At 46.4% G+C, this 14,674-nt stretch carries 13 protein-coding genes and 1 tRNA gene; 2 read left to right on the forward strand and 12 right to left on the reverse strand.

Annotated features, from left to right (window positions below):
* The 6 genes from mrdA to leuS form a co-directional block, all read right to left on the reverse strand.
* Positions 1–1,453 (reverse strand): penicillin-binding protein 2 (gene mrdA, locus VJL_RS03565; RefSeq protein ID WP_038875824.1); only part of this gene is annotated, 1,453 nt, incomplete at its 3' end.
* A 29-nt stretch (positions 1,454–1,482) separates the two neighbouring features.
* Positions 1,483–1,953 carry a 23S rRNA (pseudouridine(1915)-N(3))-methyltransferase RlmH gene (gene rlmH / locus VJL_RS03570; RefSeq protein ID WP_038873801.1) on the reverse strand — a complete coding sequence of 157 codons (471 nt, stop codon included), beginning with the start codon at positions 1,951–1,953 and terminating at the stop codon, positions 1,483–1,485.
* Between the two features lie 4 nt (positions 1,954–1,957).
* Positions 1,958–2,275, reverse strand: coding sequence for a ribosome silencing factor (gene rsfS, locus VJL_RS03575; RefSeq protein ID WP_038875827.1), 318 nt, complete (start codon positions 2,273–2,275; stop codon positions 1,958–1,960).
* A gap of 88 nt (positions 2,276–2,363) precedes the next feature.
* Positions 2,364–3,383 (reverse strand): DNA polymerase III subunit delta, encoded by a 1,020-nt coding sequence (gene holA / locus VJL_RS03580; protein ID WP_038873805.1) that lies wholly within the window; start codon positions 3,381–3,383, stop codon positions 2,364–2,366.
* 5 nt (positions 3,384–3,388) lie between these two features.
* On the reverse strand, positions 3,389–3,946 hold the full coding sequence (locus tag VJL_RS03585; RefSeq protein WP_038873808.1) for an LPS-assembly lipoprotein LptE: 558 nt from the start codon (positions 3,944–3,946) through the stop codon (positions 3,389–3,391).
* Positions 3,947–4,117: 171 nt separating this feature from the next.
* The gene (gene leuS, locus VJL_RS03590; RefSeq protein ID WP_038875830.1) at positions 4,118–6,691 is read right to left on the reverse strand and encodes a leucine--tRNA ligase; all 2,574 of its coding nucleotides are present in this window, start codon (positions 6,689–6,691) and stop codon (positions 4,118–4,120) included.
* Positions 6,692–6,846: 155 nt separating this feature from the next.
* On the opposite strand from leuS, the gene VJL_RS03595 reads away from it, so the two are divergent.
* Positions 6,847–7,317, forward strand: a complete 471-nt coding sequence (locus VJL_RS03595; RefSeq protein ID WP_038873812.1) for a zinc ribbon-containing protein — start codon at positions 6,847–6,849, stop codon at positions 7,315–7,317.
* A 60-nt stretch (positions 7,318–7,377) separates the two neighbouring features.
* Here VJL_RS03595 and lnt read toward each other — a convergent pair whose 3' ends face one another.
* The 5 genes from lnt to miaB form a co-directional block, all read right to left on the reverse strand.
* The gene (gene lnt, locus VJL_RS03600) at positions 7,378–8,895 is read right to left on the reverse strand and encodes an apolipoprotein N-acyltransferase (protein WP_038875832.1); all 1,518 of its coding nucleotides are present in this window, start codon (positions 8,893–8,895) and stop codon (positions 7,378–7,380) included.
* A gap of 37 nt (positions 8,896–8,932) precedes the next feature.
* Complete coding sequence (gene corC, locus VJL_RS03605) at positions 8,933–9,832, reverse strand: CNNM family magnesium/cobalt transport protein CorC (protein ID WP_038873816.1); 900 nt, start codon at positions 9,830–9,832, stop codon at positions 8,933–8,935.
* 105 nt (positions 9,833–9,937) lie between these two features.
* Entirely contained in the window at positions 9,938–10,402 is a 465-nt protein-coding gene (gene ybeY / locus VJL_RS03610; RefSeq protein ID WP_038875833.1) for an rRNA maturation RNase YbeY, read from the reverse strand.
* 2 nt (positions 10,403–10,404) lie between these two features.
* A complete protein-coding gene (locus VJL_RS03615) occupies positions 10,405–11,502 on the reverse strand; it encodes a PhoH family protein (RefSeq protein WP_038873820.1) in 1,098 nt (365 codons plus the stop codon).
* A gap of 73 nt (positions 11,503–11,575) precedes the next feature.
* Positions 11,576–13,000: a tRNA (N6-isopentenyl adenosine(37)-C2)-methylthiotransferase MiaB gene (gene miaB, locus VJL_RS03620; protein WP_038873822.1), complete on the reverse strand. Its 1,425-nt coding sequence runs from the start codon at positions 12,998–13,000 to the stop codon at positions 11,576–11,578.
* 258 nt (positions 13,001–13,258) lie between these two features.
* Here miaB and VJL_RS03625 point away from each other — a divergent pair, with 258 nt between their 5' ends.
* Entirely contained in the window at positions 13,259–14,434 is a 1,176-nt protein-coding gene (locus VJL_RS03625) for a 2-octaprenyl-3-methyl-6-methoxy-1,4-benzoquinol hydroxylase (RefSeq protein WP_038875834.1), read from the forward strand.
* A 153-nt stretch (positions 14,435–14,587) separates the two neighbouring features.
* Here the strand turns inward: VJL_RS03625 and VJL_RS03630 are convergent.
* Positions 14,588–14,672 (reverse strand) — tRNA-Leu (locus tag VJL_RS03630).
* Positions 14,673–14,674 lie beyond the last annotated feature (2 nt).

Genomic DNA, 14,674 nt, shown 5'->3' on the forward strand with positions numbered 1-14,674 from the left:
GTGGCGCGGCTACGGCGCCTTCGTTGACCAATACCGATGTTGCTTTGGCAATTTGCATTGGTGTTGCTGTCCAGTAACCTTGCCCGATCCCAACAGGAATCGTATCGCCTTTGTCCCAAGGGGTTTTATGGCGAGCCATTTTCCATTCACGCGTTGGCATGTTTGCTTTGCTTTCTTCGTAAATATCGATACCGGTATAGTCACCAAAACCAAACATCATCATCCAATTCGAGATACGGTCGATACCCATGTCATAAGCGACTTGATAGAAGAAAGTATCAACGGATTCTTCTATCGACTTGATGATATCTACGCGGCCATGGCCCCAACGCAGCCAGTCACGGAATGGGCGAGTATCGGAGTTTGGAATGCGCCAGTAGCCAGGGTCATTACGCGTGGTTTTTGGTGTTACCACACCCTCTTCCAAAGCTGCAACGGCCATAAATGGCTTAATGGTGGAAGCTGGGGGGTAAATACCTAGCGTAGTTCGGTTTACAAGTGGACGGTTTTTGTCGTTCAAGAGGGCTCGGTAAGCTTTGCCTGAGATACCGTGGACAAAGGAGTTTGGATCGTAGCTCGGGCTTGAAACCATCGCGAGCACACCATTGTCTTTAGGATCCAAAACCACCGCACTACCACGACGCCCATCTAATAATTGGTGAACGTATAGTTGTAAGTTAATGTCGAGGTTTAACACGATGTCTTGACCCGGAATCGGCGGGACGTACTTTAAGGTACGAATTACTCGGCCACGGCTATTGACTTCGACTTCTTGGTAACCCGCGGTACCGTGCAATAAATCTTCGTAGTATTTTTCAATACCTAGTTTGCCGATATCACGAGTGGCTTGGTAGTTCGCGTCTTTTTCTTCACGAACTAGGCGTTGCATGTCACGATCGTTGATGCGTGATACGTAGCCAATAACGTGGGTCAGTACTTCACTAAATGGGTAGTAACGCTTCAATGTTGCGCTGATTTCAACACCCGGAAAGCGGTATTGGTTTACCGAGAAAACAGCAACTTGGTTTTCATCTAACTGAGTCAGTAGTGGTACGGATTTAAAGCGACGTGTACGTTTACGTTCACGCTGGAAACGTTCAATTTGCTCTGGCGTGATTTCAAGAATGGTTTGTAGCTCTTCGATGGTGCCATCAATGTCTTTGATTTTTTCTGGAGTAAGCTCCAAGTTGAAGACAGGGCGGTTTTCAGCTAGCAGAATACCGTTGCGGTCGTAAATAAGACCACGGTTTGGTGCGATTGGAACGACTTTGATGCGGTTGTCGTTAGAGCGAGTTTGGTAATCTTGGAACTGGTTAACCTGTATGTTGTACATGTTAGCAACCAGCAACCCCATCAAAATGACGATACCCAAAAAAGCAAAAATAGCGCGACTGGAAAACAGGCGCGCTTCAGCTTGGTAGTCTCGGATTTGACTGCGGCGTTTACGAATCATTAACGCTTGTCTCTACGGCTAAGCAGCGATTATTCGCGGTGATAAGGGTGGTTAGCAGTAATGCTCCACGCTCGGTATAAACTCTCCGCCATGACAATACGCACAAGTGGGTGCGGTAAGGTCAATGCAGACAAAGACCAACTTTGATCAGCGGCGGCTTTACATGCAGGAGAAAGCCCTTCTGGGCCACCAATTAAAATAGAAACGTCGCGAGCATCTAATTTCCAAGCTTCTAGCTGTTCTGCCAGTTGTGGGGTATCCCACTTTTTGCCCGGGATATCCAATGTCACGATGCGGTTGCCTTTTGGGACCGCTGCCAACATAGCTTCGCCTTCTTTTTGAAGAATACGTGCGATGTCGGCATTTTTTCCACGTTTCCCTGCTGGGATCTCAACCAACTCAAGTGGCATATCATGAGGGAAGCGACGACGGTATTCTTGGAATCCCTCTTCGACCCATTTGGGCATTTTAGTGCCTACAGCAATCAGTTGAATTTTCAAAAGATTAACCCCAAAGCTTTTCTAGCTGGTACAGGTTACGGTGTTCATCTTGCATGACATGAAGCATGGCATCGCCCATATCGAGAACAACCCATTCACCTTCTTTCTCGCCTTCCATACCTAGTGGTTCTAGACCAGCTTTCTTCACTTCAGATGCGACGTGATCAGCAATAGATGAAACGTGACGTTTAGAGGTGCCAGTACAAATGATCATGTAATCTGTCACGCTAGATTTGTCTTCTACATTCAGAATTACAATCTCTTCTGCTTTCATGTCGTCAGCTTTATCAGCTAAAAAGTCTTTAAGTTCTTCGCGAAGCACTCGGTTTTCCTCGGTTTTCTTTTCAATCTGTGGGTGTTTTGAATCATATTAATCAAAACTGGCCGCGCACTATATCACGCTTTGAATTCTAAATTGCCAGCTTAATATCAGGTGAACAGGTTTCTAAGCTCAATTGGTGAATCGTTGGCCACACAGATTCTTCATATTGGGTTTTCGCTTTTATCTCGGCGTGAGCCAAAAGAGATAAAAGCGCACAAATGCGGCTTGTTGACAGACGTGTCAAAGCTGCGTTGTAAAATGGGCGTTTGTTTTGCCACACACGATGCTTTTCAAATACCTGGATCATACCCATTTGGGTTAAGTCGCGGTGCATGTTCAGCAGTTGATTAAACTCTTTCTGTACACTGCGGATCAGAATGATGGTTTCGACGCCTTCCGCTTCTAATTGACGCAGTATACGTTGTGCACGATTGGCTTTACCCGCTAACAGAGCGTCGATCCAGTGGAAGGTCGTAAAGTGGTTATGGCGACTTAAGGCTGCTTCCAATCGCACCACAGTTAACTCACCATCTGGGTAGATTAGAGCAAGTTTCTCTAAGCTTTGTGAGAGCGCAAACAAATTACCTTCATGCCATTGTGCCAATACTTGCAGTGATTGTTGGTCCGCCTTTAGACCAAGGGCACGGCAGCGAGTTTGCACAAACATGGGTAAGCGTTGTAAATCGGGCGTTAAGCAACTCACCCAATCACCCTTTGCACTCAGGGCTTTAAACCATTTTGCGTTTTCTTGTGCTTTGGTAAGTTTGCTGCCAATGACGACTAACATGATATCGTCATGCAGCATTTCGCATAGGCTGACTAGCTCTTTACTGATCGCTGCGTTTGCGCCGGCTTCTGGTAACTCTAATTCAATTAACTGACGGCTTGAAAACAAACTCAATGCTTGGAAACAGTCGTAAACTTGGTTCCAATCTAGACTCGCATCCACAGCAAAGCGATGTCTTTCTTCAAAACCGTGCTGGCGCGCGGTGTGCTGAATCGCTTGTCGGCTTTCTTGAATCAATAAGGGTTCATTACCGAAAATTAGATAAACCTGCTTTACGTGTTTTGCTAAATGGTCGGCCAGCTTATCGGCATAAATTCGCATTTTGATTAAGAGTCAGTTTTGTTGTCGTTAGTGTTTGTCGCATCAGGGGTAATATGGCCTTGTTCGTACTCTGCACGAACTCGACCTAGCTGACGCATCATTTGGCTTGCGGCTTGCTGACGCATTTCATCTTCGATAACGTCGCGCTCTACTGACTTAGCTAGGGCAGTGAGTGGGTTATCAAGATAGTTACGGTTTACTGTTGTCGTGAAGGCTTTGGAACCGAACTCAGGAATTGTAACGCGGTATTGCACTACATAGGTCAGCTCTTTTTCTGCAGCACGACTGTTTTGATACAGCGACAGCGTACGTTCGTCAATGGTCGCTTCAATTAGGTGTAGGTTTGGTGTGTTAGCAGAAGGCTGTACCAAGTCCACTTTATTCAGTTCAAGTTGAGCTCGTACATATCGAGTCAAAGGACTGTATTCATCATAGCTAGTGAATGACATGGTGTGCAGTTCTTCCGGAACGGAATACTCGCCACGAAGGTGAAAACCACAGGCAGAAAGAAGCCCCGCTAATACCAATACCACTGGTAGTTTAATCAAAGAGAAAAAGCGCATTGATTGTATTCATCCTAAATTTAAGGGGTTATTTACCTGAAACCACTCATCGTGAATGGTTTGAGGTAAATAAACAGGGTGAGGACTCACCCTGTTAGAAAACTCATGCCGAACGAATCAGTTCGCTCGACGTTGAGTTCTTGCAAGCTGCATTTCGTTGGTAACGAGCGGCTAGTTTGCAACGATGTTCAATAGTTTACCTGGTACGTAAATCACTTTACGGATAGTTAGACCATCTAGGAACTTCTTCGCGTTCTCGTCGTTTAGACCAAGCTCACGAACTTGCTCTTCTGAAGCGTCAGCAGCAACGGTTAGCTTCGCACGTAGTTTACCGTTGATCATCACAACGATAGTTTTCTCGTCTTCAACCAGAGCTTTCTCATCAAACGTTGGCCATGCCGCGTTGTCGATGTCTGCCTCACCTAGCGCTGCCCATAGTTCGTATGAGATGTGCGGAGTGATTGGGTAAAGCATTGCAACCACAGCTTTAAGTGCTTCATCAAGGATTGCACGGTCTTGTACAGATTCTTGAGGCGCTTTCGCAAGCTTGTTCATCAGTTCCATGATCGCTGCAATTGCTGTGTTGAATGTTTGACGACGAGCGATATCGTCAGTCACTTTTGCGATAGTCTTATGAACATCGCGACGCAGAGCTTTTTGGTCACCAGAAAGTGCAGTTGCATCAACTGACTCAGCTGCACCTTTTGAAGCGTGAGCGTGAACCAGTTTCCAAACACGTTTCAGGAAGCGGTTAGCGCCTTCTACGCCAGACTCTTGCCATTCAAGGGTCATGTCTGCTGGTGAAGCAAACATCATGAATAGACGTACCGTGTCAGCACCGTACTTGTCTACCATTTCTTGAGGGTCGATACCGTTGTTTTTCGACTTAGACATTTTGATCATGCCTGAGTGCGTTACATCACGGCCTTCATTGTCTTTCGCCGAAGTGATACGACCTTTACCGTCACGTTCAACAGCAACATCTGTTGGGGCAACCCACTCTTTACCGCCTTTTTCGTTCTCGAAGTAGAACGCGTCAGCCAGTACCATGCCTTGACACAGCAGTTGCTTGAACGGTTCGTCAGACGTTACGTAGCCTGCGTCACGTAGCAGTTTGTGGAAGAAGCGAGAGTACAGTAGGTGCATACAAGCGTGCTCGATACCACCGATGTACTGGTCTACCGGTAGCCAGTAGTTTGCTTTTTCTGGATCTAGGATGTCGTCAGCTTGTGGTGAACAGTAACGTGCGTAGTACCAAGAAGACTCCATGAACGTATCGAACGTATCTGTCTCACGTAGAGCAGGTTCGCCGTTGAATGTTGTCTTCGCCCATTCTTTGTCAGCTTTGATTGGGCTTGTTACGCCGTCCATTACCACGTCTTCTGGAAGAATAACGGGTAGTTGGTCAGCGGGTACTGGGTGAACTTCGCCGTCTTCAGTGGTTACCATAGGGATTGGTGCACCCCAGTAACGTTGACGAGATACCCCCCAGTCACGTAGACGGAAGTTAACTGTCTTAGTGCCTTTGCCTTCTGCTTCTAGCTTCGCTGCGATTGCATCGAACGCCGCTTGGAATTCAAGGCCGTCGAATTCACCTGAATCGAACAGTACACCTTTCTCTGTGTATGCCGCTTCAGATACGTCTAGTTCGCTGCCATCAACCGGTTTGATGACAGGAACGATGTCTAGGCCGTATTTCGTTGCAAATTCGTAGTCACGTTGGTCGTGTGCAGGAACCGCCATGACTGCGCCTGTGCCGTAGTCCATCAGTACGAAGTTTGCTACGTAAACTGGCACTTCACGACCGTTCAATGGGTGAATAGCAGTAAGGCCAGTAGCCATACCTTTTTTCTCCATTGTCGCAAGCTCAGCTTCTGCTACTTTGGTGTTTTTACATTCTTCGATGAATGACGCTAGCTCTGGGTTGTTCTGAGCTGCGATAGCCGCAAGAGGGTGACCTGCTGCGATACCAACGTAAGTCACACCCATTAGCGTGTCTGGACGTGTGGTGTAAACTTCTAAATCTTGTTGACCGTTAACTTCAAACTTGAGTTCCACGCCTTCAGAACGACCGATCCAGTTACGCTGCATGGTCTTAACCATTTCTGGCCAACCTTCAAGTTTGTCTAGGTCGTCTAGTAGCTCTTGAGCGTATTCAGTGATCTTAATAAACCACTGTGGAATTTCTTTTTGTTCTACCGGAGTATCACAACGCCAGCAACAGCCGTCTTCAACCTGTTCGTTTGCAAGAACAGTTTGATCGTTTGGACACCAGTTAACAGAAGAGGTCTTCTTGTAAACCAGACCTTTCTCGTAAAGCTTAGTGAAGAACTCTTGTTCCCAACGGTAGTACTCTGGCGTACAGGTTGCGAATTCACGATTCCAGTCGTAACCAAAGCCAAGAAGCTTAAGTTGGTTCTTCATGTATTCAATGTTTTCGTAAGTCCAAGGCGCCGGTGCAGTGTTGTTTTTTACTGCCGCGTTTTCCGCAGGTAGACCGAATGCATCCCAACCGATTGGTTGCATTACGTTTTTGCCTTGTAGGCGTTGGAAACGAGATACTACGTCACCGATGGTGTAGTTGCGCACGTGACCCATGTGCAGTCGACCACTTGGGTATGGGAACATGGATAGACAGTAGAATTTTTCTTTGTTTGGGTCTTCACTTACAACAAAGGTCTTGTTGTCATCCCAGTGCTTTTGAACTTTTTGTTCAAGGTCTTGTGGATTGTATTGTTCTTGCATCGATGGTATCCGGTTATCTTGGAATTTGTGAGTTCGGTTAGAACAGACTTAAATAGATCGTCATAGAATACCTAAAGCTAGGGATCACAACAATAGCCAATCTGTACCCATGCGCCTAGAAGTGACGCTTGGTAGTGGAAAGATGGAGGTCAGTTATGCCTAAACGTAAAGCAGGTTATGAGGAAATGCTCGAGGATGTGATGGAAACCTTGAAGCACAGTCCGGATGAAGTTAACAAAGTATTCGAAACGTCGGGCAAAGTCGTGGATGCCGCTAACGACATGACCAAAGATGAGCTCTCACTAATTTCAGCTTACGTAAAAGCCGATTTAAAAGAGTTCTCCGACAGCTATGAGGAAGGAAAAAGCGGGCCTTTTTATCTCACCATTGCCGATTCAATCTGGCAAGGTTTACTGGATATTACCGATAAAACTAAAGTTGAGTGGGTTGAGTTGTTCGATGATTTAGAGCATCAAGGCTTGTATGAAGCGGGCGAAGTCATCGGGCTCGGGACATTGGTCTGTGATGAATGTGGTCATAAAACCACTTACAACCATCCAACGGTCATAATTCCATGCATCAAGTGTAATCATACTGGTTTTAGTCGCCAATCTCTCAAGCCATAACATGCAGTCAAAAAATACAACGCAATAAAAAAGAGGCTACCAGAGCCTCTTTTTTTGATGTTATTTGCGTTTTCTTGGTAACCACCAAGCCAATATAAGGCTCAGTGCTGCCCAGATATATAATGGCCAAGTACCAAAGGTGCGATAAGGTGTTTGTCCGTCTGTCGGAACCAACTCTGCGCGCAATACCGCTGTCTCAAACTGAGGGATTTGCTCGATGATCTTACCTTTATGATCAGTAACAGCTGTCAAACCATTATTGGTTGAACGAATTAGCGGTTTTCCAAGCTCCAATGCACGCATGCGTGCGATTTCCATATGTTGTAGTGGACCAATGGAGTGACCGAACCAAGCATCATTTGATAGCGTTAGTATGAAGTCAGTATCGTCTGTGACGTTCTGACGAACTTGTTCGCTAAAGATGATCTCGTAGCACAAAGCCGGGTCCATATGTTTACCATTCGCCACAATGTTTGGTTGTACGAAATCGCCACGGCTGAACGATGACATCGGTAAATTGAAGAAGGGCGCTAATGGACGTAACACCTCTTCAAATGGAACAAATTCACCAAATGGAAGTAAGTGATGCTTGTGATAGCGTTTGTCTAAATCAAAGCTGTAATCGCCGTATGGATTCACACCCAGTGAGAGAATGCTGTTGTAGAACTGGCCGTCTTCTCCTTGGTTAACCACGCCGGTGATGATCGCGCTGTTATTCATTTTCGCCGCAGCATCGATGTTTCTCAAGAACGACGGGACTTCGATTTCAAATGCCGGAATCGCAGCCTCAGGCCAAACGATGATGTCGGCATCCCAGTTTTCACGCGTTAAGTCGGCATACTTCATGATGGTTGGCCAGCGTTGGCTTGGTAGCCATTTTAGATTCTGATCAACATTACCTTGGATTAAGGCGACTTTAGTTGTGTCTTCCGGACGAGGTGTCACCCAGTCGTATTGGCTGATGCCAAAACCTGCGCTGAGCAAAACCACGGGGATGATGACCATCAGCCACTGCTTATGCACCCAAGCGTAAGCCAGAGAACCAGCACTCATTAGTATGAATAAGGTCAGGAGCTCAACACCACCAATAGGTGCGAAGCTGGCCAATGGGCCATCAATTTGGCTGTAACCCAGCCACAACCATGGAAAGCCTGTCATCACCCAGCCACGCAGCCAATCAGTAACTAGCCATAACGCTGGAGCTGCCAGTAGGGCTTTGCTTATGGTGAACTCAGGGAAGAACTTATTGCTGAGCCAAGCAAACAGGCCGGTGTAAACCGACAGGTAAGCGATCAGTAGGCCCATTAGGAAGACGTTTGCAATCAGCGGCATACCGCCAAAGCCAGCAATGCTGACGTAAACCCAACTTACACCCGTGGCGAATTGTCCTAAACCCCATGCATAACCGATCCAAAGTGCACGCTTAGGTGATTGGTTTGCAAGAAGAATAAGAAGGATAGCAGGGCTGAGTATGGCAATAGGCCATAACTGGTAAGGGGCAAATGCTAGGGTAGTGGAAGCGCCAACAAAAGCGGCCACTAAGGGCCGCTTTAGGCGATGAAAGAGTACATTCATCATTATATTATTCTGATATTCCCGTTGTTAGGGTATCGCGTTACTCTTGAGTGGCTTCAACCAGCGTTTCTTCGTCTGGAATCGTCACTTGGAGTTGAATGACACGACGGTTATCGGCAGCGGTGACTTTGAAGTTATAGCCTTCAATTTCGACCAACTCACCACGAGATGGTAAGTGACCAAAGGCAGTCATTACCATACCACCTACAGTATCCACTTCTTCATCGCTGAAGTCGGTACCGAATGTCTCATTAAACTCTTCAATGGTTGTCAGAGCTCTGACAGCAAAGGTATGCTTGCTTAGCTTACGGATATCGGTTTCTTCTTCGTCATCGAACTCATCTTCAATATCTCCTACGATTTCTTCAAGGATATCTTCGATTGTTACTAGACCAGAAACGCCACCGAATTCGTCGACAACAATCGCCATGTGATAACGTTCTTCACGGAATTCTTTTAGCAGGCGGTCGACACGTTTACTTTCCGGTACAACCACTGCTTGTCGAATTACTTCTTCGATATCAAATGGGTTACTGCCTGAGCCCAAGTATTTGAGTAAGTCCTTCGCTAATAGAATGCCTTCTACATGGTCTTTATCTTCGCTGATCACAGGGTAGCGAGAGTGTTGAGCATCAGTAATTAGAGCGATCAAAGTATCAAGATCGTCTGTGCGCTCAACCGTAACCATTTGCGAACGCGGGATCATGATGTCACGCACGCGCATTTCAGAGATTTCCATAACACCTTCAAGCATGTCGCGGGTGTCGTGGTCAATCAGGTCGTTGATTTCTGAGTCGCGGATAACATCCACAAGCTCTTGGCGGTCTTTTGGTTCGCCTTGAAATAGTTGACCTAGACGTTCAAAGAAGGACTTTCTACTCGGACCTTCTGCCTTTTCTTTCTTGCCTTCATTAGAAGAGGGAGAATTATCTTCGTTCATTGTTTCTCAATTAAGTAACGCTATCAGATGTGTGATAGCTCACATAGAAAAGCGATCACGAGGTCGCACCTAGGTGGTTCGCTTTTCCCTGTCGAGCAACCAAAGTTACTCTTTTTCAGCAATGTACGGGTCTTCGTAACCCATGCCTTGCATGATTTCTGTCTCGAGGGATTCCATCTCTTCAGCTTCATCATCCTCGATATGATCATAACCTAGCAGATGCAAGCTGCCATGTACAACCATATGCGCCCAATGTGCTAGTAGAGGCTTGTTCTGCTCAATTGCCTCTTTTTCAACTACTTGGCGACAGATTATCAAATCGCCAAGGAGATCCATTTCCATACCAGGTGGTACTTCGAATGGGAAAGACAGCACATTAGTCGGCTTATCTTTACCACGGTATTCGTGGTTTAGCTCGTGACTTTCTTGCTCGTCGACAATACGAATCGTCAGTTCCGCTTGAGGCTGAAATAGAGGAATAGTCTTATCTAGCCACAATTGGAAATCTTGCTCAGAAGGTAAACCTTCTTCATTTTCGACTGCCAGTTGCAAATCAAGTTCAATTGCCATGTTTATTCCTTACTCGCCGCGACTTGTGAACTCAGCTCTGCTTTTGCTGCTTCTAGCAATTTAGCATCACGTTCTTCGCGTCGGCGTTTTTCAAACTCTTTGCGCTCTTTTTGGTCTTGCGCTTCCCACTTCTCATAAGCATTAACAATACGAGCAACTACTGGGTGGCGCACGACATCGTCTGCTTGGAAGAAGTTAAAGCTGATGTCATCAACTTCACTCAGTACTTCAATTGCGTGGCGAAGACCTGATTTTGCACCGCGTGGTAAGTCAATCTGGGTAACGTCACCAGTCACAACGGCACGAGAGTTGAAGCCGATACGGGTCAGGAACATCTTCATTTGCTCAACCGTGGTGTTTTGACTCTCATCAAGAATGATGAAAGCGTCGTTCAAAGTACGACCACGCATGTAAGCAAGAGGCGCAACCTCTATCACGTTACGTTCAATCAGCTTTTCTACGCGCTCAAAACCCAGCATTTCAAATAGGGCATCGTAGAGAGGACGTAGGTATGGGTCGACTTTCTGGCTCAAATCACCAGGTAGGAAGCCCAGTTTCTCACCTGCTTCAACCGCAGGGCGAGTTAATAGAATACGACGGATCTCTTGACGCTCTAGTGCGTCAACGGCTGCTGCAACCGCGAGATAGGTTTTACCTGTACCCGCAGGACCGATACCGAAAGTGATATCGTGCGTCACCATGTTCATCAAGTATTGACCTTGATTCGGTGTACGCGGCTTGATCACGCCTTTTTTGGTTTTTACGAAGACTTCTTTGCCGTGCTCGAACGTTGATTCTGTCGTCTGTTCCAGCACGCCTGATTCTTTGATTGCCAGATGGATCTGTTCTGGCTCAATGTCAGGAGTTTCACCACGAACGGGTGCTGTTTCTACGTATAGGGTTTTGAGAATATCCAGCGCAGCTGCCGCGGTATGAGGTTTACCCACGATGGTGAAAAGATCGCTACGGTGGTTGATTTCAACGCCTAAACGACGTTCTAAATGCTTGATGTTGTCATCGAATGGACCGCACAGGCTTGCAAGTCGGCGGTTGTCTGAAGGTTCTAGATTGATTTCTAGCGTTACGATTTTATTGCTCAATGTTGCCTCTCATTTTATGCCACTTAACGAGAGCCTGACAACGACCAGGCTCTCAATGGCTATTTGTACGAGCTTATGGCGTAAAAGTAGCTACACCTAGCTCATCTTCGCGACGTGTTTTCGCCATCATTTGCATTGGTGAAATCACACTACGAAGGTCCATGTCTTTTTCTGTACGTACTAGTTCACCACGTAGTGAGTTAGCAAATACGTCCGTAATCTTCACGTCAACGAACTGACCGATTAGGTCTGCGCTACCTTCAAAGTTTACTACACGGTTGTTTTCTGTACGAGCACGTAGCTCCATTAGGTTCTTTTTAGAAGGACCTTCAACCAGAACGCGTTGCTCAGTGTCTAGCATTAGACGAGAGTAGCGCATTGCTTGTGTGTTTACGGTTTGTTGCAGCTCGTATAGACGCTCTTTCTTCACTTGCTCTGATAGATCACAAGGGTAATCTGCCGCTGGTGTCCCAGGGCGTGGAGAGAAGATAAAGCTGAAGCTCATGTCAAAGTCTACGTCTTTGATTAGCTTCATTGTGTCTTGGAAATCTTTGTCTGTTTCACCAGGGAAACCAACGATAAAGTCTGAACTGATTTGGATATCAGGACGTGCTTTACGTAGCTTACGGATGATCGACTTGTATTCGATGCCAGTGTGAGGACGTTTCATCATAGTCAGCACTCGGTCACTACCACTTTGTACTGGTAGGTGAAGGAAGCTTACTAGCTCAGGTGTGTCTTCGTATACTGCGATGATGTCATCAGTAAACTCTAATGGATGGCTTGTTGTAAAGCGGATACGATCAATACCATCGATAGACGCAACCAAACGAAGCAGTTCTGCGAATGAACAGATCTCACCGTCGTGCATAGGGCCACGGTACGCGTTTACGTTTTGGCCCAGTAGGTTCACTTCGCGGACGCCTTGTTCTGCTAGTTGTGCGATTTCGAACAGTACGTCATCCATTGGGCGGCTTACTTCTTCACCGCGAGTGTACGGTACTACACAGTAAGTACAGTACTTAGAACAACCTTCCATGATAGAAACGAACGCTGTCGCACCTTCAGCACGAGGCTCTGGTAGACGGTCGAACTTTTCGATCTCTGGGAATGAAATGTCCATGACTGGTGCTTCATCCGATTGAGATTGCTTAATCATCTCAGGAAGACGGTGAAGGGTTTGTGGACCAAAAATTACGTCAACGTATGGAGCACGTTGACGAATGTGATCGCCTTCTTGAGTTGCTACACAACCACCAACGCCGATAACCACGCCAGGTTTTTTATCTTTTAGTGTTTTCCAACGACCAAGCTGGTGGAAAACTTTCTCTTGCGCCTTTTCACGGATCGAACAGGTGTTAAGTAGAAGTACGTCTGCTTCCTCTGGCTCTTCGGTCAGCTCATAGCCGTTTGCAGCATTAAGCAGGTCGGCCATTTTTGATGAATCGTATTCGTTCATCTGGCAGCCCCAGGTTTTAATTAGCAGTTTCTTACTCATCTCACTTTCGCTCGTTCAGTTGTACTTAAATCGGAGAGCTATTGCTCAAATTATAGCCGCCATCTCGGCGGTAAGCGGCGTATTGTACTGCTTTAAAAAGCACCTGACTAGTGATCTGACGAATTCTCTGCAAACCCTGATGAAATCTAGATTTTTACCCCATACGAAGCAAGGTTTTGTATTAAAGAATTTTGTAAAAATAGCCGTGGAACGTACAATTAAAAAACGCCAAATAATCAATACGATGAAGAGCAAAAAATGAACAAGTATGATATCGCCGTAATCGGTGGCGGCATGGTCGGTGCAGCGATGGCTGTCGGGTTTGCTAAGCAGGGCAGAAGTGTTGTGGTTGTGGAAGGTGCTGAACCTAAGGCTTTTGAAGCTTCTCAAGCCTTGGATATTCGTGTTTCAGCAATCTCACACCAATCAGTAAAGTTACTTGATTCATTAGATGCGTGGTCAGCAATTGAGAGCATGCGAGTGTGTCCTTATCGTCGTTTGGAAACGTGGGAACACCCAGAGTGCCGTACTCGTTTTCACTCTGATGAACTGTCATTGGAGCAGCTAGGCTATATCGTTGAAAACCGACTAATCCAACTTGGTCTTTGGCAAGCTTTCGCACAGTACGACAACTTAACGGTGATGTGCCCAGAGCGATTGAAAGACATCGAATTTGCCGAGGTAAACCGTGTAACGTTAGAAAGTGGCGAGCAGTTTGAGGCTAGTTGGGTGATTGGTGCCGATGGCGCGAACTCGAAAGTTCGGCAATTGGCGGGTATTGGCGTAACCGCGTGGGATTACCGTCAACACTGCATGCTGATCAACGTGAAAACCGAATTTCCTCAACAAGACATCACTTGGCAGCAATTTACTCCGTCAGGTCCACGTTCGTTCTTGCCGCTATGCTCATTAACTGAAGATGGTAAAGAAGTGGGGCAGGGTTCGCTGGTTTGGTATGACTCACCAAAACGTATTAAGCAATTGTGTGCGATGGCCAAACCCCAGCTAAAAGAAGAGATCTTACGTCACTTCCCAGCTGAATTGGGCGATATCAACGTTTTACAGTTTGGTTCATTCCCACTGACGCGTCGTCATGCTCAAAGTTATTCAAACAAGAATTGCGTGTTAGTGGGCGACTCTGCCCATACAATTAACCCACTTGCTGGGCAAGGCGTGAATCTTGGCTTCAAGGATGTTGATGTCCTGCTTTCAGTGACGGATCAGCAAGAGCAACTTAATGATTCATTACTCGCCAAGTATGAGCGCGCTCGTCGACCAGATAACTTGCTAATGCAAACTGGCATGGATGTGTTCTACAAAGGCTTTAGTAATGATTTAGGGCCACTGAAGTTCGCTCGTAATGCGGCATTAAAGTTAGCGGAAAACTCAGGGCCGATTAAAGCTCAAGTATTGAAGTACGCATTGGGTATGTAAGTCTGGATACCCAATGCGTCAGGTAGAAAAGCAATAGATAGAAAAAAAGCGAGCCATGAGCTCGCTTTTTTAATTCGATAAATCAGAGATCTACCGAGTCCAGAATCGGAAAAAAGAAAAAACCCAGCAAATTAATGCTGGGTTTTTCAATCATGGTGCGGTCGGAGAGACTTGAACTCTCACACCTTGCGGCGCCAGAACCTAAATCTGGTGCGTCTACCAATTCCGCCACGACCGCAT

The sequence above is a fragment of the Vibrio jasicida CAIM 1864 = LMG 25398 genome (assembly GCF_000400365.1).
In the GTDB taxonomy this organism is placed as follows: Bacteria; Pseudomonadota; Gammaproteobacteria; order Enterobacterales; family Vibrionaceae; genus Vibrio; species Vibrio jasicida.